The organism is Bacteroides sp. (assembly GCF_030151085.1).
Taxonomy (GTDB): domain Bacteria; phylum Bacteroidota; class Bacteroidia; order Bacteroidales; family Bacteroidaceae; genus Bacteroides.
Window position 1 is genome coordinate 33,817 of record NZ_JASLER010000066.1, and the last position, 18,794, is coordinate 52,610.

An 18,794-nucleotide genomic window follows, 5' to 3' on the forward strand; every position below is an offset into this window, starting at 1 on the left:
AGACTATATTTATATTATGCGCCACTATTACCACAATACAATAGAGGAATTCCTTGGACAGCCATTTGATGCAATTTGGGCTCAGCTGACTGCTGTTGGGCGTGGAGATTTACTCCATACTCAGAAGCAGGCATGGGCGGAGCAGATTACAATTCTAAAGGCGCACTTAAATGGGTTTCGTGGCGATATTTTCTTTGAGTATTCAATCCCTCGTATGGGCAAGCGCATTGATGCGGTGTTGCTCATTGATGGAATCGTGTTCGTGGTGGAGTTTAAAGTGGGCGCTAAAGAGTTTACAGGTGCAGATGTTAATCAGGTTTGGGACTACGCGCTCGATTTGAAGTACTTTCACGAGGAGAGCCACCACCTTCCGATTATTCCTATTCTTGTAGCAACGAATGCTAAAGAGAGCGACATTCTGCTATTTCAGTACGACGACCAGATAGTGCGTCCGATATTAAGTAATGGCGACAATATCGCAGATATTATTCGTCAATCGCAGTTGATTTTTCCTTCGACATCCATCGACAACTACCTTTGGAGTATAAGTCGCTATGCACCAACTCCAACCATTATTGAGGCTGCACAGGCTCTCTATAAAAATCACTCTGTGAAAGATATTTCTCGCTCTGATGCTGATAATCTTACAGATACAAGTGATTATATTTTCAAAGTTATTGAGCAGGCAAAAGAACAACATAATAAAGTTATCTGCTTCGTAACAGGCGTGCCCGGAGCCGGCAAAACGCTTGTGGGGCTAAATATCTCTACCCAGAGTGCAGGCAAAGAGGGCGTAAATGCGGTCTACCTTTCGGGTAATGGTCCCTTGGTGAAAATTCTTGTTGAAGCATTGACACGTGATAAGGTTCGCCAACTCAAGGAGCAAGGCGAGAAATGCACCAAAAAGGAAGTGGCGCAAGAGGTTAAGGCGTTTATTCAAAATGTTCACCATTTTCGTGATGCTTGTTTAGAGGGAACGATGATAGAAAATGGGGAGATTGTAGCCGATATTGACTATTTCCGTAGCGAGAAGAATAAAGATAAATCTTTTGCTCCAATTGACCATATTGCCATTTTTGATGAGGCGCAACGTGCATGGACTAAGGATATGACGTCTGACTTTATGCTTCGAAAGAAGAATCGTCCGGGCTTTCCGTACTCCGAACCAGAGTTTCTGATTTCGTGTATGGATCGCCATAAGGATTGGGCAATGGTAGTCTGCCTTGTCGGAGGTGGTCAGGAGATTAACACAGGCGAAGCAGGTATTAGTGAGTGGATTGCATCGCTCAATAACCATTTCAAAGATTGGCATGTGCATATCTCCTCTCGATTGACTGACAAAGAGTATGCAGCTGGTGAGGTCTTGAATTTGCTTGCCGACCATCCGAATGTATATACAACCGATGAGCTCCATTTGGCAGTGTCGCTACGTAGTTTCAGAGCCGAAAAACTATCACTATTCGTGCATCAGCTTTTGGATATGGACAAACCAGCCGCATCGGAGACACTCAAGGAGCTTACAAAATATCCGATAGTCCTTACTCGCGATGTCGAAAAAGCCAAACGATGGCTCAAAGAGCGTGCACGAGGGAATGAGCGTTACGGCATTATCGTTTCGTCACAGGCCTACCGTTTGCGTCCATTGGCGATTGATGTACGAGTGAAACCTGATCCCGTGCATTGGTTCCTGTCGGACAGAGAGGATGTTCGTTCTTCGTACTACATGGAGGATGTTGTAACAGAATTTGATATTCAAGGTTTGGAATTAGACTATACATGCGTGGTTTGGGATGGTGATTTCAGATACAAGTCAAGTGATTGGGGCACATACTCATTTGTGGGTAGCAAGTGGCAGAATATCAAGAAAGAGGAGCGTAAAATGTATCTAAAAAACGCCTATCGTGTTTTGCTGACTCGTGCACGCCAAGGGATGATCATTGTTGTTCCGCAAGGAAACCCCGAAGACCCGACACGAAAGCCAGAATTTTACGACTCAACATATAAGTATTTGAAATCAATCGGAATAAAAGAAATTTAATGATTATCAAATTGTTACCATGCCACTATACCCAATCGGGTGTATTTTGAGATACAAAACGACAGCTATACCTGTTAAGGTATAAAAATGAAAACGACACATGAAAATAACAGACAAAATATCGCTCAGACCTTTGCAGGTAGACGATGCAAACGATATGTACAATACGATAGATGCTCAACGCGACTATTTGGGGCAGTGGTTGCCATTTGTGGTCGGTACTACCTCGGTGGCAGTTACACAGGCGTTTGTTGATTCTGCGGTGGATGCCGATGATAAAACCTACGCCATTCGCAAGGGCGATAAATTCGTCGGGCTGATTGGGTTTAAGGCTACCGACAAAGCAAACCGCAAAACAGAGATTGGTTATTGGCTTTCAAAAGAGCATCAAGGGCGAGGTATTATGACCCGTGCCGTTGAACGTTTGTGCAAATACGCTTTTGAGGAGCTTGAGCTGAATCGTGTACAGATAAAGTGTGCCGTTGGCAATGCTCCGAGTAGCAATATCCCCAAACGACTTGGCTTTAAGTTCGAGGGCATCGAACGTGCAGGAGAGTTATTCCCCGATGGTAGTTTTGCCGATATTGAAGTTTATAGTCTTTTGAAAAATGAATATAATTCAAGTAACAGGAAATAAGAAACAATACATAGACCTGCTGCTGCTTGCCGATGAGTCAGAGGCTATGATCGACCGTTATCTGGAGCGTGGAGAACTATTTGTGCTTGACGATAACGGCGTAAAGGCTATTTGTGTTGTCACTGACGAAGGCGATGGTGTTTGTGAACTTAAAAATATTGCTGTTGCTCCCGAATCACAACGACAGGGATATGGCAAAAAACTTATAAATTACTTAGCTACGCATTATTCAGGGAAATATGCACAAATGATAGTGGGTACAGGCGATGTACCCAGTTCACTATGTTTCTACGAAAGTTGCGGATTTGAATATTCGCATCGCATTGAAAACTTTTTCACTGACAACTACGACCACATGATGATTGAAAATGGTGTGTTGCTTAAAGATATGGTGTATCTGAAACGAAAGCTATGATTACAATAAATCCAAATAGAACTGATACGCTTGTCGATGCCTTGACCACTCTTTGGGAAGCATCGGTACGTGCTACGCATCATTTTTTGGTCGAAGATGATATTCAGAAACTTATCCCGTTTGTAAAGAAGGGTTTGTCGGGTATCGAAACGCTGGTAATTGCCGATGACGGCATCAACCCCGTTGCCTTTATGGGAGTTGAGTCCGGCAAAATCGAGATGCTTTTTGTATCGCCCAGCTACTTCGGCAAAGGGGTTGGAAGGGAGTTAGCAGAACTTGCGATTTCACAATATGAGGTGCGGTATGTAGATGTGAACGAGCAAAATCCGCAAGCGATAGGATTTTACGAACATATCGGATTCGAGTTGTTCGAACGCACCGAATTAGATGAACAGGGAAATCCGTTTCCGATTTTAAAAATGAGATACAGTTATGAGAAATAATAAAACTCCCGATCCGAATGTAGTATTTCCGGTCGAAGGCTTCGATACGGTTACTTATGTCAAACCAACCATCAAGAATCCGAACATCATCGTGGGCGATTTCACCTATTTTAGCGACACGGACTTTGAAAGTCACGTCACGCACCATTATGATTTCTGTGGCGACAAACTAATCATCGGCAAATTTTGCCAGATTGGGAAAGGAGTGGAGTTTATTATGAATGGTGCGAATCACCAGATGAATGCTGTCTCTACATTTCCATTTTATATTTTAGAAGGATGGGAACAAGAGGCCCCTCCCCTTTCAAAGATGCCAATCAAAGGCGATACGATCGTCGGTAATGATGTTTGGATTGGGCAAAACGTAACGATCATGCCCGGCGTAACGATTGGCGACGGTACTATTATCGGAGCGAACAGTGTTGTCGCAAAGAATGTTGATCCTTACACGATTGTTGCCGGAAACCCTGCGAAGCCCATTCGTAAACGCTTTGACGACGAGCTGATTGAAATGATGCTGAAATTTAAGTGGTGGAACAAAGAGATTGACGAGATTAACGCATTAATCCCCTTACTGTCTGACAATGATATAAATAGAGTAAAACAAGTTATAAAAGAGTTGTTGTAAGTCTAAAATTCGAGAAATCGGGGTCTAATTTGCTCCATTTTTCGTATCTTTGCATTCAATAAAAACCCGTTGGAGCATTAGTAACGCAAGATGTTAATAAACAGCATCTTGAAACTGATAAAAGCACAAACAACGGAGCTGAAAAAATACGGTACAAGGCGAATATCTAAAACACTTGTAATCAACAACATCAACTTGCCGGCACTTTCCGTGTAGTTGCAAAAAACGAGGTTGTACCGTTTAAAAGGTCAAAACGCTGACTGTCATTTTGATAATTGTGTTGCATCGGAAAGTAATTCACAATCTCTATATCATATACATCCCAGCATTTTAGCTAAATTTTAATCAAAGTTTCCTTCTTGATAATAAAAGGAGAAGGCGATTTATTCCTTACTATTGTTTTTTATTCTCTTTTATGTAAATTTACGCCCTTATTTTACGTATTAGACGAACAAATCTATTCTAAACTTACTAAACAAATAGTATCGATGCAGACAGTTAATGCAGTAATCACAGGAGTCGGAGGATATGTGCCCGATTATATCTTGACGAACGATGAGATCTCAAAAATGGTGGATACCACCGACGAATGGATAATGGGGCGTATCGGAATCAAAGAAAGACGCATCTTAAGAGAAGAAGGACTAGGAACTTCGTACATGGCTCGCAAAGCAGCCAAACAGTTGATGCAACGTACTCAAACCAACCCTGATGATATTGATCTGGTAATTGTTGCAACGACTACTCCCGACTATCGTCTGCCATCAACTTCCTCCATCTTATGTGATAAACTGAAACTGAAGAATGCTTTTGCTTTCGACGTGCAGGCTGTTTGCAGCGGCTTTCTTTATGCATTGGAAACTGGAGCGAACTTTATCCGTTCAGGAAGATACAAAAAAATCATTGTTATAGGAGCTGATAAGATGTCCTCGATAACCAACTACACAGACCGTGCTACCTGCCCTATTTTTGCCGATGGTGCAGCAGCTTTCATGCTCGAACCGACTACCGAAAATATTGGCATCATGGATTCCGTATTGAAAACAGATGGCAAAGGACTACCCTTTTTGCATATTAAAGCAGGTGGATCCGTTTGCGCCTCATCTTATTACACTTTGGATAACCATCTTCATTACGTTTACCAAGAAGGACGCACGGTATTCAAATATGCTGTAGCAAATATGTCGGATGCATGCGAAGCACTCATTGCCAGAAACAATCTCAGCAAAGAAGATATCGACTGGGTTATTCCTCATCAGGCAAATCAGCGTATTATCAGTGCAGTAACACAACGTCTGGAAGTACCAACTGAAAAAGTCATGGTCAATATTGAGCGCTACGGCAATACAAGCGCCGGTACACTCCCTCTCTGTATTTGGGACTTTGAAAATAAACTCAAAAAGGGGGACAATCTGATATTCACTGCATTTGGAGCAGGCTTTGCTTGGGGCGCAGTTTATGTGAAATGGGGTTACGATGGTTCGCATTCCAGTCAGCAGACTGATTAACGTTGATAAACTATTTACGAGAAAGTGAAATAGTCTTCCTTTAAGTATGCTTTATACTTAAATATTCCGATATTTGTACTAACTTAAAACATAACAATATGTCCTATCAAAAAGAATTCATGAAAGCTGCCATCGAACTGGCATTAGATAATATCAACCACGGAGGAGGTCCCTTCGGCGCAGTTATTGTAAAAGATGGGAAAATAGTTGGTCAAGGATGCAACAGTGTAACCAATCATTTAGATCCTACTGCTCATGCCGAAGTTATGGCTATCCGGAACACTTGTCGGGAACTCGGCACATTCATATTAGAAGGGTGCGAAATCTATTCTTCCTGCGAACCTTGCCCCATGTGCCTTTCTGCTATTTACTGGGCACATATAGACAGAATATACTATGGCTGCACCAAGCACGATGCAGCCGAAGTAGGTTTTGACGATTCATTCATATACAAGCAACTGGACTTGCCTGCTGACAAGCGCAAAATAGTTGCCGAAGAACACGACCGGGAATCATCACAAAAGATTTTCGAGAAATGGATGAATAAAGAGGATAAGATAGAATATTAAACAGATTGAAATGGTAAAGAAATTCCTTCAACCATTTCTAAATCTATTCAATCCTGATAGCCTTAACAAAATGCACTTCTGTTATTCCTAATCGATTGATGACCGTATCCAGGAAGTGAATAATTCCTACTTCATAAGTTCCCGGCGGGACATGATGACTGTATATCATAGTTCCGCCGGTACTTTTATTTTTGCAGTAAAACACGTCTTTGCTGTCCATTCTATATTTCAATATTTCATTATTACCACACAAATGGTAGTAGAAACTATCCGCTTCATCAACCGAACAAACCCTTACCATACGGATATCAGGACGTACATGCGTATAAGGTTGTCCCAGCAATTTTCCTTTCGGAAATAAGCCATTGTCATTAGTATGAAGAGGAGTAACACGGCAAGTGCACCCTATTGAGACAACAACTAAAAGGCAATACAATAAAAACCCTCTAATATTTTCATTTTGCTTTATTGGCATTTTCTGTGAACATATTATACGCATCACTTAACTTCGTATCATAATTGTTCGCTTTGTATCCTGCACCATTATATAACTTTGCAAATACATCCCATTTTTTAGCTTGCAAAGCAGGCAGCATTCCACCTTCTTTAATAAATCGCACAGAAAGCATTAATTGTTTGAATTCACTTTCACACATGGCGTTCACAAAACTTTCCACACTTTTTTCTCCGCAAGCAGCATAGTTGAATCCCATAACCTGAAACATTCCCCAACTAGCAGAAGAATTTGCCGCCTCAAGGTTTATTTTCCTAGCTTGTTCCAAACGTTCGTATTCACGGATTCCACCATAATACTTGGTCCTATCCCAATGGCGATAGAGAATATTTTCATTTCCTACTACGTGATTTTCCGGATTGAGCCCTTTCTCTTTCAGTTGCGCCCAAAACACATGTCCCTCAAAAAGTATAGCCGGTTTGCCTGGTGCAAAGAAACCGCCACGACCACCAGTTTCTACCTTCTGAATGGCTTTCAAGGCTGCGGTTTCTACATCCAGAAGCTGGGCAGCCAGTATAAAGTCATTCTCGGATAACTTTTTTCCTGTTTCATGTGTAGATAAAAGCAAAGCCTCCCAACTTTTATATCCCATAATGCCATCGGCTTCTAAATGGTGCTTACGTTGAAAGTCAATTATTGCTTCACGGGTTCTTTTATCATAATCACCATTTAGCACAATAGAATATCCTTGGTCAATAAGTAAAATTTGAGCATAAAACATTGACCCTTTAATACTTTTTGAATTAATAATTTCCATATAACATCTTTATTATTTCCTACTCTCTTCCCTATCCGGCTTTTCAGAATCCGCCGTGTGCAAGTTATTTTATAAGTCTATGGTATTCACCTCAACCCTAAGTTACATTTGCCCATATTCAGATATAAAAATCAATCTTGAAGCCGTCATATACTCTTCCCCAAGTCTCAATCCGAATAGCAGCAAAAAGGACTTCATCGTTCTTACCTACTCTCATCTTAATGTGAGATGGATATTTATATTCCACTAATCTTAAATAGCATTTCCCATCGACTAAAGGAAGCTTTGTAATAATACATTTAGCTGTGTCGCGAATAAGAGCCTTTGAAGCGATGAAACCTACTGAATTAAGAAATAGATAAGGTGTCAGACCATTTAGGGAATGCACGATCCATAACTTTTTATCTTCCTGTTTGTTTATCCTCAAATTTGGGTATACTAAACGGAGGGCATGACCACTGAAACGTTTATCATCATAAGGCCATACCTCGTTTTGAACCTGCAACAAATACTTTTTATAAGCAACAGGAAAAATCAAATCGATTAATCTATGTATCAGGTGAATCAGATACATTCCGACTATTTTTTGAAAACAAGAATATAAACCTCAGGCTTTGTATTCAGATCAAAGATCACGATAGCTCTTGCAAACACATCGTCCTTTCCAATTTCGGTATAATATACTCTTAGCTGGTCAGACTCATATTTGCAAATTTTAGAATATTCATCTTCTTTTTTAAAATCTTTGGATTGAGATAAAAGGTGGTCTAGCATAATTTGTAAAACTTCCTGCCCACGAGATACTTTTTTTTCAAGTATATGGGTATCAGATATGTTATGAGTAAATCCATCCTGTTCTTTTATCCATTTCTTAATTACTTCTTTTGCTTGTAATGCAATATCAACAGTCACAGAATCACTTTCGGTGATTTTTTCCACATGACTTTTGATTGGCTGATTAGTAGCAGTGGATGCAACACATGCAACCGCCAATACTCCACACAATAAAATAAATAAAATTCTTTTCATGTTAATCTGTTTTATCGTTTAAATTTTTCAGTTTCCCGAACTCTGCTTACAGCATTCTCTACCTTTTTAAGAGCATTCATGGCAGACTGGGAAACCGAGCGGTTAATAGTAAGTGACAACCCACAATGCGGGCATGAGATAGCACCATCATGTAAAAGTTGGTAAATGCTGATTGGAATGAAACATTTGCAAATGGGGCAAGACATCCCACTTGGTTGTTGCGTAGCAGCTGGCTGCGACACAACAGGATTTGATTTGGATGTGTGCATTTTATACTCTATAATTTATGTTCAACTTCGGTTTTATATTAAGATACTTCGGGCAGTGCATGTGCCACATCTGAGGACATATTGGTTACAGCTTTGCTTAATAAAGCAGACAATCCTCCGGGCATATCAGCCTGCCGCATTTTTACATGAACTTTCATATTCGCACTCAAACTGCTTTGCCTGCTGTCCGACTTATTTCCATGACTGCCGGAAGAAGCTGCCAACGCAACTCTCAAACGCGTGTCCTTGCCACTTTCACTATCAGCATTATCCACACTATGCCCCTTTTCAAAAGAGAAGGATGACTGTTGTTGTTTACTGGATGCATCCAAAACTTGAATATCAAAATCAAAGTCCGCTTCCTGCACTTGCAATAAAGGCAATGGCACAAGGGTTAATAACGGGATGCTGACGGATTGCATACGTGGACCGGTCAAATCACGGCTCTGATAACTGAAAGTTAACATACGCAACGCTCCAACTTCACCGGAAACCGGATCATACGACTCGAACGTTATCTTAAACAGATAGTCCAGATACCTTTGAGCTGACATTGAATCAGCATCGATGGTAGCCAGCAAGGGACCTGATATAAGATCCTTCAATTCCATTACCTGACTACTGATTCGTTCTTCTTTATCTACATTCATATTCTTAAGCTATTATTGAATTATTCAACATCGGTTTCCGACGGCAAATCCCGCGGAGAAATCTTCAATCGAATCGTTTGAATGCACTCGTCAGAAAGTTTGGACAATTCTTCGGAAGATACTATCACATCCATGGACGAATACTGATTAGGACGACTAATATTGACATCCGCCAATAATCTGGGCAAAAGCAATTCAACGCTTGATCTTAAATTCTCTTTGATTTTATTTCGTAATTCACCTGACGAATCATTTTCAAATGCATCTCCCAAATCCGAGTGTGAAATGAATTCCCGGTCGCTGATGAGGAGGACGCTTTCTAACAGTGTTTTTGCGTCAATCGTCCCATCTAAAGCTATGAATTCAGCCCGGTGCTCTTTCAGATAAATCAAAAGTTTACGACTCAGATAAGTTACAAAATTACGTCGCAGTGTTTTTTCCCGGTTCAACTGTGTGATAGGACCTTCTTCAAGTTCATCACTATGTTTATTCTGAACGATGGTGGAAAGTATACTAGATACTATCATTTCTGATAATTCATCGGACAATTCTTTTATTGTACGAAGAACCGCAGTCTGATCTATTTCGTAATCTTCCCCCATAACAGATTTTCCGGTAAAACCACAATGAAGCATTAGTTCCATTTCTCCTAAACATACAGCAGGAGGACCTAATGTAGCTGCCTGACTCTGGTTACGGTAGGCTGTAGCCAGCTTGAGAGCATACATATTGGCCTCATGTTGGGCTGCCACCATATCCCGGAGAATCATTCCTAAAATTTTGCTTAACTGAGCCATAAACTTATTGACGGATTATGAATTAATCATTTTTCTACTACTTCGAGGCTTGTTCTTTCTTAGCCTTTTCTTCCTCTTCTTCCTGAGCCTGCTTTTTCTCAAGTTCACGAACACGTTCCTGAGAAGCCAGTAATTCCTGCTGATGCTGTTCATCCAGCTTCTGCCGACGGTCGGCTATCTCTTTTTGCATGCTGTCCAAACGTTCTTTGTCTTTTTGTTCACGCTCTATGCGGGCAAGTTCACGATTCTTCTGGTCGGTATAAGTATCGACTGTTTTAACAATGGCTTTCTTGCTGATACCGGATACGCCAACCATGTATGAAGTAGTTTTGCCTTCTTCTATCGGAAGCTGGAAGATCATGTTGTCACCATCAACTGTACCCGTCTGACCCGGAACCTGAATCTTGGCAGGTTCAAACAGACCGTCACGGTTCTTGTAGGTAGCAATCAACATGGCCTTGTCGCCGGGTGCACCTTTAAATTCAAGGGTATTTACTTCTAAAGTACCCGAAGGATCGCAAACATCCAAGCTATTACCCAGAAGTTCAAGAACCTTAGCCAAACCGGCAGGCATACTATCTTGTCCGGCTTTCACCGCAACGTCCATGGTATATTCTACACTATATTTGGAATCCTGTGTTGCGGTAGAGTCCTTCTTACTGGAGTAATTGGCATGAAAATCCGCATTTACTTTGAAAATGCCCAGATTCAAAGAAGCGGAACCAGCCACTCCTGCGTCAATAGAGGTACTTTCATTCTCTACTTTAGAGTTTGATGCCGAAGCGTTGATATTAGCTTTGAAATTAATATCAATAGTCTGGATAGCAATGTAAGGGATGGGGACAATGGTCAGCAACGGTACATTCAGTTGTGCGACGCGTCCATCCTTAATAAATTGGAATGAGACATTTACAGTTTTCTTTTCTCCGGTTTGCGGGTCTGTGTTAAGACCTACTTCCTGAATAAAATTCCAGGATGTTTTGGCAGCCATAGCTTGGGCTTCAATACAAGCTTTCAAAGGACCTCCGATAATATTACCGAAAGGTAACGCCTGCAATGCGTTGGTCGCAACTTGCGACGGGGTTATGTCAATAGCCATACGTTTCTATTTTTAAATGAATACTTTTGTTATTTTGTAGGTTTACAACTGTAAAAGTATGCTGATAAATATCATTCTGATTATCCGTTGTACGTACAACTAAAATCTTCCACGAACAACACAAAAAGGTGTCAAGTATCTTACTTGGTTTTCCTGCGTACACCTATAAATATGAAATGGCTAAGAACATCTTCGCGATATGCTCTTCCGATAGTCAATAGTTTACCTTCAATGATAAAGCTATTGCCCATCAGCGAATTCACATGATGCAGATTTATGATGTATGAACGATGGATACGTATAAAGTCACTACCGGGCAAGTCTTTCTCAATAACAGCAAGATTGAAGGAGATAACCATATTTCTGTTACCGGTAAGATGAACTCTGCTATAGCTTCCTTCGGCCTCAATCCATAAAATTTCGTCAAGTGTCAGTTTAAGGTAATCATTCTGACGCCAAATAAAAATATACTTTTTATCCTCGCCAACGGAATACTCAATATTGTTTTCTTCATCCATCCGCTGCACACTGCATACAAGCCCCTGACCCGATCCCCTCACAATTTGTATGGGTAGATCTGCCAAATGAGCAGGTAGAGATATTATTAGACACTGGTTTTCTTTCATACTTCCTAATATACAATATGCAAATGAATGAAACTTATCTATAGAATAGAAATTTGTTTAATAAAACACCGATTTGTTTGATAAAGAGCAGAGACGGGAGAACTTTAGAGCAATATTGCTGTTTAAAAACTAAAAAGAACCAAAGCAAGCATACGGATATATGTACTTTGGTTCTTACTATTAGTTATCTTCTAGATAATAAGATCTATTTCGAGGGGTCGTAGTCGGGAACGTCTTTCACGGATACCATTCTATAGTTACCTTCCACTTGTTGGTACTTAGTACCTTTCTTGCTATAGGGTTTGCCTTCTTCCAATTCTACAATATCATCAACGGCAGAATCCAAAACATACGTTGTTCCGTTATCAGCGAAAATGACAAAGGCACGATAATCTTTATTCGCTCCATCTTTAGGATTCACTACATTGACAATCTTTGATTTAATTTTGCCTTGAGCAAGTAAGATGTGTGCTAATACAGCATAATCGTAGCTATTGGGTACAGATGACGCAAATACCTCATGCAAATTTCTTACAGAGTTTGAGGTATATACTGGTTCAGGGTAGATATCTTTATTTACCTTAAAGCTTCTACAAAAGTCCAAGACCCCCTTAGGAGTAAAACGGCATCCTTTATTAAGGTCAACCAGACTTGCAACTTTATCTAAATCAATCTCGATTTTTCCAGTTCCCGCAATTTCAAGAACCGACTCCTTTACTTTAACATTATTCAATCCCATATTTTATAAATTTTATTTTCCTACTCTATCCAAGGCTTTTCGGAACCCGCCTATACTTATTTGTAAACCTACGCTGCAAAACTAAGCTTGAATTAATCCCCTACCAATTCCGTTTCACGAATAAACAAAATGTTTGTTCAATCACAAGATATTGGTTGTTTTACCCCTCATTAATACATTTGTGTGTAATAAATGCTGTTCGTCAAACAAATTATTCCATACTTAATTTCTCTTTTACATTTGCCTCGCAAGCTTACAAAACGGCGGGTTCCGAAAAGCCGATCAAAGAGTAGGAAATAAACCGTAATAAAAATGGGAACAGAAAATTTATTTGATTCATTCAAAAAATCTGAGTTATTTGGATCAAACAGTTGTGGAAAACAATTTGACGACATTGAAACTTGTTGTAAGAAAGGGGCTATAATCCCGACCGGTATTATTATCCGCAAAGGAGATATAATCGATAACCTCACTTTTGTATATCAAGGATATAATGCAGTGCACGGTGGCATGGGTGGAACCGAAATCAAAGCAACACTTAGTCAGGGCGATTACATTGTATCAGTAAAGGGTATGGTCATTTACTATGCAAATCAATACGTTATTAGAACATTGACTTTTACCACAAAAAATGGGAACGTCATTTCTTCTGATCCGCACTTCTCAGGTCAGTACGGCTTTGAGTACACCGCCGAAAAAGGTTATCACATCTGTGCTTTATTCGGAAATGCAGGCTATTACTTGAATAGCATCGGATTTTATACCGTAAAGCAAGATTTCAAAATACCTGGAATGCAAAATTTACACAGATTTGGATTGTAAAAAAGTCAAAAAGAATACATAGTCACCAATCGAAAGATGTAGAGCCCCGCTCTATCTCTTCAAAAGCAAAAAGAGGCTGAACTCAAAAAAATATATTTTGAGCCAGCCTCTAATTGAATTACAGCACTACTTATTTACTGAACAAGTGCAGGGATTTTCCACTTTCATACTAAATGTAGCACCCACTACCACATTTTATTCATTTTTCTTTTTCGAAATGCCGCCTAAAAGCTTATATTTGCAGATAGTAATATCAAAAACACGTTGTATACGAAAAAATGGTAAGCATTTACTAAACAAATCATGGAAGAAGAATTTAATTATCAATTAGTTCCTTACAACTTTGCCCATTGCTTCAACAACCAATGCCCTAAAGCCGCGAAGTGCTTGCGCAACATAGCAGCACAACATTGTACAAACAGTTACCCTACTCTACGCATCATTAATCCTGCATGCATCACTGCCAATGCCGACAAGTGTTCCCATTTCCTGTCTGCCGAGAAAATCAATGTGGCATGGGGCATCAGAAATCTGTTCGACAATGTTCCCCATAAAAATGTATCAGTATTAAAGAGCCAAATGATTGCCTATTTCGGTAGAGGAAAGTATTATCGCTTCTACCGCAAAGAGTGCTACCTTGCTCCCGAAGATCAAGCATACATCCGTCAGCTATTCCAACGTTACGGGCATAATGAAGAAATAGCTTTCGAGTCTTTCAGCAAAGAATTTGATTGGAAATAAGCTCCACTCTACACGAAAGTTTGTTTTCTGAAAAACATCTGCCATCTGCCACACTTTTGCTTATACAGAATTATCTTTCAATAATTTACGCTGTTGCAGATACCTGTTGCAGATGGTTGCAGATGATTTTATCTGCAACACTCCATTATAGTCCGAAAAGAAAAGACGATAATCATACACGAGAATACATAGTTTTAGTTTGAAGATAATATGAGTTAAATACTTAGTTCATAGTGTTGAACACTTTGTTTCATATAGTATAAACAAATCGTTTTAAGCCATAAAAACAATCTGTTTTGCTTGTTGAAACGAAGTGTTCTGTATGTTGAAACAAAGTGTTTCATTCATTGAAACTAACTGTACAGTTAGTTGAAACAAATCGTTTTGCCTGCTGAAACTATTTGTTTTTCCATGTAGAAACAAATATTGAACATTGAAACAGCAAGTCAAGACATCAATCCTGCTACTCAAAAAACATATAGTTTTTACAGACAATCATGCAATAGTTCTATTTTTATTGTATATTTGTCGCGTCGAAACTTAATAAACATGTAGCAGGGAAACCTGCCAAATCATCGTGGCGGGCATTTTTATGCCTGGTCATGACACTCCTATATGGCGGTCCCTGTACCCCCATGGGGAGTGTGTAATGCATCTCCAAACATATGCTACATGTATAGGTTTCGACAATGGGTCAGGCGGGGATCGCTTTTGTTGTACCTTCTCTCCTCTCCCATAAATCGAATTATTCACCTTTAAAAACTTAAAGATTTATGGAAAACAGCAATCAACCGGAGAAATTTCATGCAATTTCCCTAAAACAACCTAACTCTGTATCTAAACGCTTCGATTCAGATGAAGCCATGACAACGTATTACCTGCTAATGGCTGATACATTTAACGCCAATATCCAGTTAGAAGACTTTCAAGGAATTACACGCTTAAAAAACCTACAACGCAAACTGAAGCAGTTTATCTACTCACTACAACCCATCATCGAGCACGAATGGAAAAGAGGTGTTTCGGAAATACAGAATGCCTGCGGTGTCTACATGTTTCAAAATCAAATTGATAGAAAAGAACTCCTGCGTATCAATAGCGAAATTGGTCGGCATTTGCAATTCATTACAGAATTGGCTGGAAATACCGGCTATATAAAACAGCTATATAGTAATCTGCATTGCCACTTCCAAAATGTAAGCTATTTACTAATAAAGATGCAAGAACAGGAAGAAGAAAAAGTATAAATAAAGTTATTTTCAAGAATTAATTTGTCCGTTTTTATTTTTCAGGCAGTGATTATTGTGTACCTTAGCTGAATATTAACAACTACGCACATCAATAAGCAAATTAATGAAAATAACACAACTGAGGGAAAGAGAAGGTGCCGCAGCATTGACTACTATAAACTTGGAGACACTAATCGAAAAAATAAAAAACGAGAACAAAAGCTGCCCCATCTCCACTTTCAGAGAGCAATTAAAGTACACATTACCAGGCGAACAATGTAACTTTTCAGAACGACTCCCGAAGATTCTGCCTGCCGCCGAATACCAACGTACCGGTAGTGGCAGGCAGATGAAAACATACAACGGTATTGTGGAACTGACCGTTGGCCCACTATCCGGCAAAGCCGAAATAGCCTTCGTGAAACAACGTGCATGGGAACAGCCCCAAACGCTTTGCGCATTCACCGGCTCCAGCGGGCGGACAGTAAAAATATGGACTATTTTCACTCGTCCGGACAACGAACTACCCCAAACTGAGGAAGAAGCCGCTATCTTCCACGCCCATGCCTATCGGTTGGCCGTGAAATGTTATCAGCCTCAACTTCCCTACGACATTATTCCCAAAGAGCCACGCCTCGATCAGTTCTCACGGCTCTCATACGATCCGGAAGTGATATATCGTCCCGACACCGTGCAGTTTTATCTATCCCAACCTGCCTCCATGCCCGATGAACCTACTTATCGGGAAACCCTACAAAAGGAAAAATCTCCCTTGACACGAGCCGTACCCGGAATGAATGAGGAAGACTCTATCGGTCTTCTATTCGAATCCGCATTAAGAAAATCCTACACAGACATAACCGAAACCGAAGCTTCCGGAGCCACTCCCGCCAATAGTCTTCAACCATTATTGACACAACTCGCTGTCAACTGTTTTCAATCGGGGATACCCGAAGAGGAAGCCATCAGGCACACCATTTTTCACTATTATCTGCGCAGGCAGGAGATGCTTATCCGTCAAATATTCAACAACATATACTTGGAGAGCAAAGGTTTCGGCGAGAAAATCAGCCTGAGTAAAGAGCAGCAACTCTCTTTGCAGACCGATGACTTTATGAAGCGTCGTTATGAATTCCGCTACAACACGCAGGTGGGTGAAGTGGAGTACCGCGAACGCCATTCCTACCGTTTCCGCTTCAATCCTATCGACAAGCGTGCATTGAACAGTATCGCCCTCGACGCTCAAGCCGAAGGTATTCCGCTGTGGGATAGGGACATCAGCCGCTACGTCTATTCCAATCGAGTACCTATCTTCAATCCGTTGGAAGACTTCTTGTACAATCTTTCCGGTTGGGACGGCAAAGACCGTATTCAAGCCCTTGCTCAAACGGTACCTTGCAAGAATCCGCACTGGCCTGAGTTGTTTCACCGTTGGTTTCTGAATATGGTTTCGCACTGGCGTGGGATGGATAAGAAGTATGCAAACAGTGTTTCGCCCTTGCTGGTCGGTGCGCAAGGAACCCGCAAAAGTACCTTTTGCCGCAGCATCATGCCACCATCGGAACGTGTCTATTTTACAGATAGTATCGACTTCTCCCGCAAGAGGGACGCTGAGCTGTATCTTAATCGCTTCGCATTGATAAATATTGACGAGTTCGATCAGATTAGTGCCACGCAACAGGGATTCTTGAAGCACATTTTACAGAAGCCCGTGGTCAACGTACGCAAACCCTACGCCAATGCCGTGCTCGAAATGCGCCGTTATGCCTCGTTCATAGCAACAAGTAATCAAAAAGATTTACTAACTGATCCTAGTGGTAGCCGCCGTTTTATCTGCATTGAAGTCACAGGAGTGATTGACACCTCCCACCCCATAGATTACGACCAGCTCTATGCCCAAGCTATGTATGAACTCGACCATAATGAACGCTACTGGTTCACCTCCGAGGACGAACGCATCATGACCGAAAGCAATCGTGAATTTGAACAAGTATCACCCGAGGAGCAGTTATTTTACCGATACTTCCGTCCGGCTCGTGAAAATGAAGAAGGTGAATGGTTGTCTCCGGCAGAAATTCTGGAAGACATGCAGAGGAATAGTTCCAAACCCTTATCGGCAAAGAAAGTGAGTGTGTTCGGAAGGATATTGCAGAAACATGGCATTCCGTCGAAGAGGGTACGGAGGGGGACGGTGTATCATGTGGTGAGGATGTAGAATAGAGATGCTTTTTTCTTTTTTATGCTTACGCTTTTTCATATAATACCTTCATTCTCATTAAAATTTGTGACAAAGATAACACCTTTTCAATAGTTTCCATAACTTTGCATTTTACGAATATTAGATTCATAAATGATAAAGATATGAAGAAATACTTTTTAGGAGCTTTGGCGTTCATCCTATTATTCAGCAGTTGCGGTACAAGCCGCACCACTTCAGGCGATCCCGGCGCAATATTTGCCGGAGCTGCCATAGGCGGCAATGTAGGAAATGCTATCGGTGGCTTGATAGGCGAAAGCAACGGAGGATGGCGAGGCGGTTACCGTGGTTCCGCCATCGGTACTATCATCGGAACCATTGCAGGAGCAGCTATCGGCAATGCAGTTACTACACCTAAACAAGAAGAATACGGCTATCAGATAGAAAGAACTCAACCCACTCCCCCACAAACGGAGAGACAACAACCTTTTCGTTCAGCTATTAATGATCTGAGGATTCGTAATATCCGTTTCATTGATGATAACCGTGACCATACCATCAGCTCAGGCGAAAACAGTAAAGTGATATTCGAAATTATGAATGAAGGAGACAAAACTGCATTCAACGTAGTACCTGTAGTGATAGAAACCACAGGAATGAAACGAATTTATATCTCACCTTCCGTCATGATAGAACAGATTGCCCCTCACGAAGGCGTGAAGTATACGGCAAATATCAGTGCCGGAGATCGCATCAAGACCGGAGAAGTAACTATACGCATTGCCGTTGCCGACGGACTCGGACAAGATTACGACTGGCAGGAGTTCTCACTACCCACACAACGATAGGCAGTCAATGTAATACAACGTTTTAATAGTTATTCTTCAAAAAAATGGAACAACAACAATCCTCTTTCAAAGCAAGAGAACGCATAGACCTTCACGAGCCGAGACGCTTTAAGGTTACCATCTACAACGATGATTTCACCACGATGGAATTTGTAGTAAATATACTTACCACCATCTTTTATAAATCACCGGCGGAAGCCGAAGCATTGATGCTGAAAGTACACCAAAGCCAATCGGCC

The 18,794-nt window shown here is 40.8% G+C and carries 22 protein-coding genes; 13 read left to right on the forward strand and 9 right to left on the reverse strand.

Going from position 1 to position 18,794, the window contains the following annotated elements:
* Positions 1-16: 16 nt before the first annotated feature.
* The 7 genes from Q1W14_RS13275 (at position 17) to Q1W14_RS13305 (ending at position 6,238) form a co-directional block, all read left to right on the forward strand.
* A complete protein-coding gene (locus tag Q1W14_RS13275; protein WP_300702126.1) occupies positions 17-2,038 on the forward strand; it encodes a DUF2075 domain-containing protein in 2,022 nt (673 codons plus the stop codon).
* A gap of 100 nt (positions 2,039-2,138) precedes the next feature.
* Entirely contained in the window at positions 2,139-2,675 is a 537-nt protein-coding gene (locus tag Q1W14_RS13280) for a GNAT family protein (protein WP_300702128.1), read from the forward strand.
* A complete protein-coding gene (locus tag Q1W14_RS13285; protein WP_300702130.1) occupies positions 2,647-3,090 on the forward strand; it encodes an N-acetyltransferase in 444 nt (147 codons plus the stop codon). Before Q1W14_RS13280 ends, Q1W14_RS13285 begins: the two co-directional genes overlap by 29 nt.
* Complete coding sequence (locus Q1W14_RS13290; RefSeq protein WP_300702131.1) at positions 3,087-3,533, forward strand: GNAT family N-acetyltransferase; 447 nt, start codon at positions 3,087-3,089, stop codon at positions 3,531-3,533. The genes Q1W14_RS13285 and Q1W14_RS13290 overlap by 4 nt, the downstream gene beginning before the upstream one ends.
* Complete coding sequence (locus Q1W14_RS13295; RefSeq protein WP_300702133.1) at positions 3,523-4,161, forward strand: DapH/DapD/GlmU-related protein; 639 nt, start codon at positions 3,523-3,525, stop codon at positions 4,159-4,161. The genes Q1W14_RS13290 and Q1W14_RS13295 overlap by 11 nt, the downstream gene beginning before the upstream one ends.
* A gap of 488 nt (positions 4,162-4,649) precedes the next feature.
* Positions 4,650-5,669 carry a beta-ketoacyl-ACP synthase III gene (locus Q1W14_RS13300; protein WP_300702135.1) on the forward strand — a complete coding sequence of 340 codons (1,020 nt, stop codon included), beginning with the start codon at positions 4,650-4,652 and terminating at the stop codon, positions 5,667-5,669.
* Positions 5,670-5,767: 98 nt separating this feature from the next.
* A complete protein-coding gene (locus Q1W14_RS13305) occupies positions 5,768-6,238 on the forward strand; it encodes a nucleoside deaminase (protein WP_300702137.1) in 471 nt (156 codons plus the stop codon).
* A 43-nt stretch (positions 6,239-6,281) separates the two neighbouring features.
* Here the strand turns inward: Q1W14_RS13305 and Q1W14_RS13310 are convergent, their stop codons facing one another.
* The 9 genes from Q1W14_RS13310 to Q1W14_RS13350 all read right to left on the reverse strand — a co-directional run bounded on the left by Q1W14_RS13310 (position 6,282) and on the right by Q1W14_RS13350 (position 12,718).
* Positions 6,282-6,674 (reverse strand): hypothetical protein, encoded by a 393-nt coding sequence (locus Q1W14_RS13310; RefSeq protein WP_300702139.1) that lies wholly within the window; start codon positions 6,672-6,674, stop codon positions 6,282-6,284.
* 19 nt (positions 6,675-6,693) lie between these two features.
* The gene (locus Q1W14_RS13315; protein ID WP_300702141.1) at positions 6,694-7,509 is read right to left on the reverse strand and encodes an N-acetylmuramidase family protein; all 816 of its coding nucleotides are present in this window, start codon (positions 7,507-7,509) and stop codon (positions 6,694-6,696) included.
* A 118-nt stretch (positions 7,510-7,627) separates the two neighbouring features.
* Positions 7,628-8,083 carry a hypothetical protein gene (locus Q1W14_RS13320; protein WP_300702143.1) on the reverse strand — a complete coding sequence of 152 codons (456 nt, stop codon included), beginning with the start codon at positions 8,081-8,083 and terminating at the stop codon, positions 7,628-7,630.
* Between the two features lie 5 nt (positions 8,084-8,088).
* On the reverse strand, positions 8,089-8,538 hold the full coding sequence (locus Q1W14_RS13325) for a hypothetical protein (RefSeq protein ID WP_300702145.1): 450 nt from the start codon (positions 8,536-8,538) through the stop codon (positions 8,089-8,091).
* Between the two features lie 307 nt (positions 8,539-8,845).
* The gene (locus Q1W14_RS13330; protein WP_300702146.1) at positions 8,846-9,457 is read right to left on the reverse strand and encodes a DUF2589 domain-containing protein; all 612 of its coding nucleotides are present in this window, start codon (positions 9,455-9,457) and stop codon (positions 8,846-8,848) included.
* A 20-nt stretch (positions 9,458-9,477) separates the two neighbouring features.
* On the reverse strand, positions 9,478-10,254 hold the full coding sequence (locus Q1W14_RS13335; protein WP_300702147.1) for a hypothetical protein: 777 nt from the start codon (positions 10,252-10,254) through the stop codon (positions 9,478-9,480).
* A 37-nt stretch (positions 10,255-10,291) separates the two neighbouring features.
* Positions 10,292-11,353, reverse strand: a complete 1,062-nt coding sequence (locus Q1W14_RS13340; protein ID WP_300702148.1) for a DUF2589 domain-containing protein — start codon at positions 11,351-11,353, stop codon at positions 10,292-10,294.
* Positions 11,354-11,493: 140 nt separating this feature from the next.
* Entirely contained in the window at positions 11,494-11,979 is a 486-nt protein-coding gene (locus Q1W14_RS13345) for a LytTR family DNA-binding domain-containing protein (protein ID WP_300702149.1), read from the reverse strand.
* A 205-nt stretch (positions 11,980-12,184) separates the two neighbouring features.
* Complete coding sequence (locus tag Q1W14_RS13350; protein ID WP_300702151.1) at positions 12,185-12,718, reverse strand: hypothetical protein; 534 nt, start codon at positions 12,716-12,718, stop codon at positions 12,185-12,187.
* A gap of 312 nt (positions 12,719-13,030) precedes the next feature.
* Between Q1W14_RS13350 and Q1W14_RS13355 the strand changes: the two genes are divergently transcribed.
* The 6 genes from Q1W14_RS13355 to Q1W14_RS13380 form a co-directional block, all read left to right on the forward strand.
* Positions 13,031-13,540, forward strand: coding sequence for a jacalin-like lectin (locus Q1W14_RS13355; RefSeq protein WP_300702153.1), 510 nt, complete (start codon positions 13,031-13,033; stop codon positions 13,538-13,540).
* Positions 13,541-13,843: 303 nt separating this feature from the next.
* On the forward strand, positions 13,844-14,281 hold the full coding sequence (locus tag Q1W14_RS13360; RefSeq protein ID WP_300702155.1) for a DUF6078 family protein: 438 nt from the start codon (positions 13,844-13,846) through the stop codon (positions 14,279-14,281).
* Positions 14,282-15,054: 773 nt separating this feature from the next.
* Positions 15,055-15,528, forward strand: coding sequence for a hypothetical protein (locus Q1W14_RS13365; protein ID WP_300702156.1), 474 nt, complete (start codon positions 15,055-15,057; stop codon positions 15,526-15,528).
* A gap of 106 nt (positions 15,529-15,634) precedes the next feature.
* A complete protein-coding gene (locus Q1W14_RS13370) occupies positions 15,635-17,725 on the forward strand; it encodes a BT4734/BF3469 family protein (protein WP_300702158.1) in 2,091 nt (696 codons plus the stop codon).
* Between the two features lie 146 nt (positions 17,726-17,871).
* Complete coding sequence (locus Q1W14_RS13375) at positions 17,872-18,555, forward strand: glycine zipper family protein (RefSeq protein WP_300702159.1); 684 nt, start codon at positions 17,872-17,874, stop codon at positions 18,553-18,555.
* A gap of 44 nt (positions 18,556-18,599) precedes the next feature.
* The coding region (locus tag Q1W14_RS13380) for an ATP-dependent Clp protease adaptor ClpS (RefSeq protein WP_300702160.1) at positions 18,600-18,794 on the forward strand (195 nt) is incomplete at its 3' end.

Coding starts and splice junctions, on each gene's coding strand:
- Q1W14_RS13280 (WP_300702128.1), top strand. CDS start 2,139: ATGAAAATAACAGACAAAATATCGCTCAGACCTTTGCAGGTAGACGAT.
- Q1W14_RS13355 (WP_300702153.1), top strand. CDS start 13,031: ATGGGAACAGAAAATTTATTTGATTCATTCAAAAAATCTGAGTTATTT.
- Q1W14_RS13285 (WP_300702130.1), top strand. CDS start 2,647: ATGAATATAATTCAAGTAACAGGAAATAAGAAACAATACATAGACCTG.
- Q1W14_RS13370 (WP_300702158.1), top strand. CDS start 15,635: ATGAAAATAACACAACTGAGGGAAAGAGAAGGTGCCGCAGCATTGACT.
- Q1W14_RS13335 (WP_300702147.1), bottom strand. CDS start 10,254: ATGGCTCAGTTAAGCAAAATTTTAGGAATGATTCTCCGGGATATGGTG.
- Q1W14_RS13320 (WP_300702143.1), bottom strand. CDS start 8,083: ATGTATCTGATTCACCTGATACATAGATTAATCGATTTGATTTTTCCT.
- Q1W14_RS13325 (WP_300702145.1), bottom strand. CDS start 8,538: ATGAAAAGAATTTTATTTATTTTATTGTGTGGAGTATTGGCGGTTGCA.
- Q1W14_RS13360 (WP_300702155.1), top strand. CDS start 13,844: ATGGAAGAAGAATTTAATTATCAATTAGTTCCTTACAACTTTGCCCAT.
- Q1W14_RS13365 (WP_300702156.1), top strand. CDS start 15,055: ATGGAAAACAGCAATCAACCGGAGAAATTTCATGCAATTTCCCTAAAA.
- Q1W14_RS13330 (WP_300702146.1), bottom strand. CDS start 9,457: ATGAATGTAGATAAAGAAGAACGAATCAGTAGTCAGGTAATGGAATTG.
- Q1W14_RS13340 (WP_300702148.1), bottom strand. CDS start 11,353: ATGGCTATTGACATAACCCCGTCGCAAGTTGCGACCAACGCATTGCAG.
- Q1W14_RS13300 (WP_300702135.1), top strand. CDS start 4,650: ATGCAGACAGTTAATGCAGTAATCACAGGAGTCGGAGGATATGTGCCC.
- Q1W14_RS13290 (WP_300702131.1), top strand. CDS start 3,087: ATGATTACAATAAATCCAAATAGAACTGATACGCTTGTCGATGCCTTG.
- Q1W14_RS13305 (WP_300702137.1), top strand. CDS start 5,768: ATGTCCTATCAAAAAGAATTCATGAAAGCTGCCATCGAACTGGCATTA.
- Q1W14_RS13350 (WP_300702151.1), bottom strand. CDS start 12,718: ATGGGATTGAATAATGTTAAAGTAAAGGAGTCGGTTCTTGAAATTGCG.
- Q1W14_RS13345 (WP_300702149.1), bottom strand. CDS start 11,979: ATGAAAGAAAACCAGTGTCTAATAATATCTCTACCTGCTCATTTGGCA.
- Q1W14_RS13275 (WP_300702126.1), top strand. CDS start 17: ATGCGCCACTATTACCACAATACAATAGAGGAATTCCTTGGACAGCCA.
- Q1W14_RS13375 (WP_300702159.1), top strand. CDS start 17,872: ATGAAGAAATACTTTTTAGGAGCTTTGGCGTTCATCCTATTATTCAGC.
- Q1W14_RS13315 (WP_300702141.1), bottom strand. CDS start 7,509: ATGGAAATTATTAATTCAAAAAGTATTAAAGGGTCAATGTTTTATGCT.
- Q1W14_RS13295 (WP_300702133.1), top strand. CDS start 3,523: ATGAGAAATAATAAAACTCCCGATCCGAATGTAGTATTTCCGGTCGAA.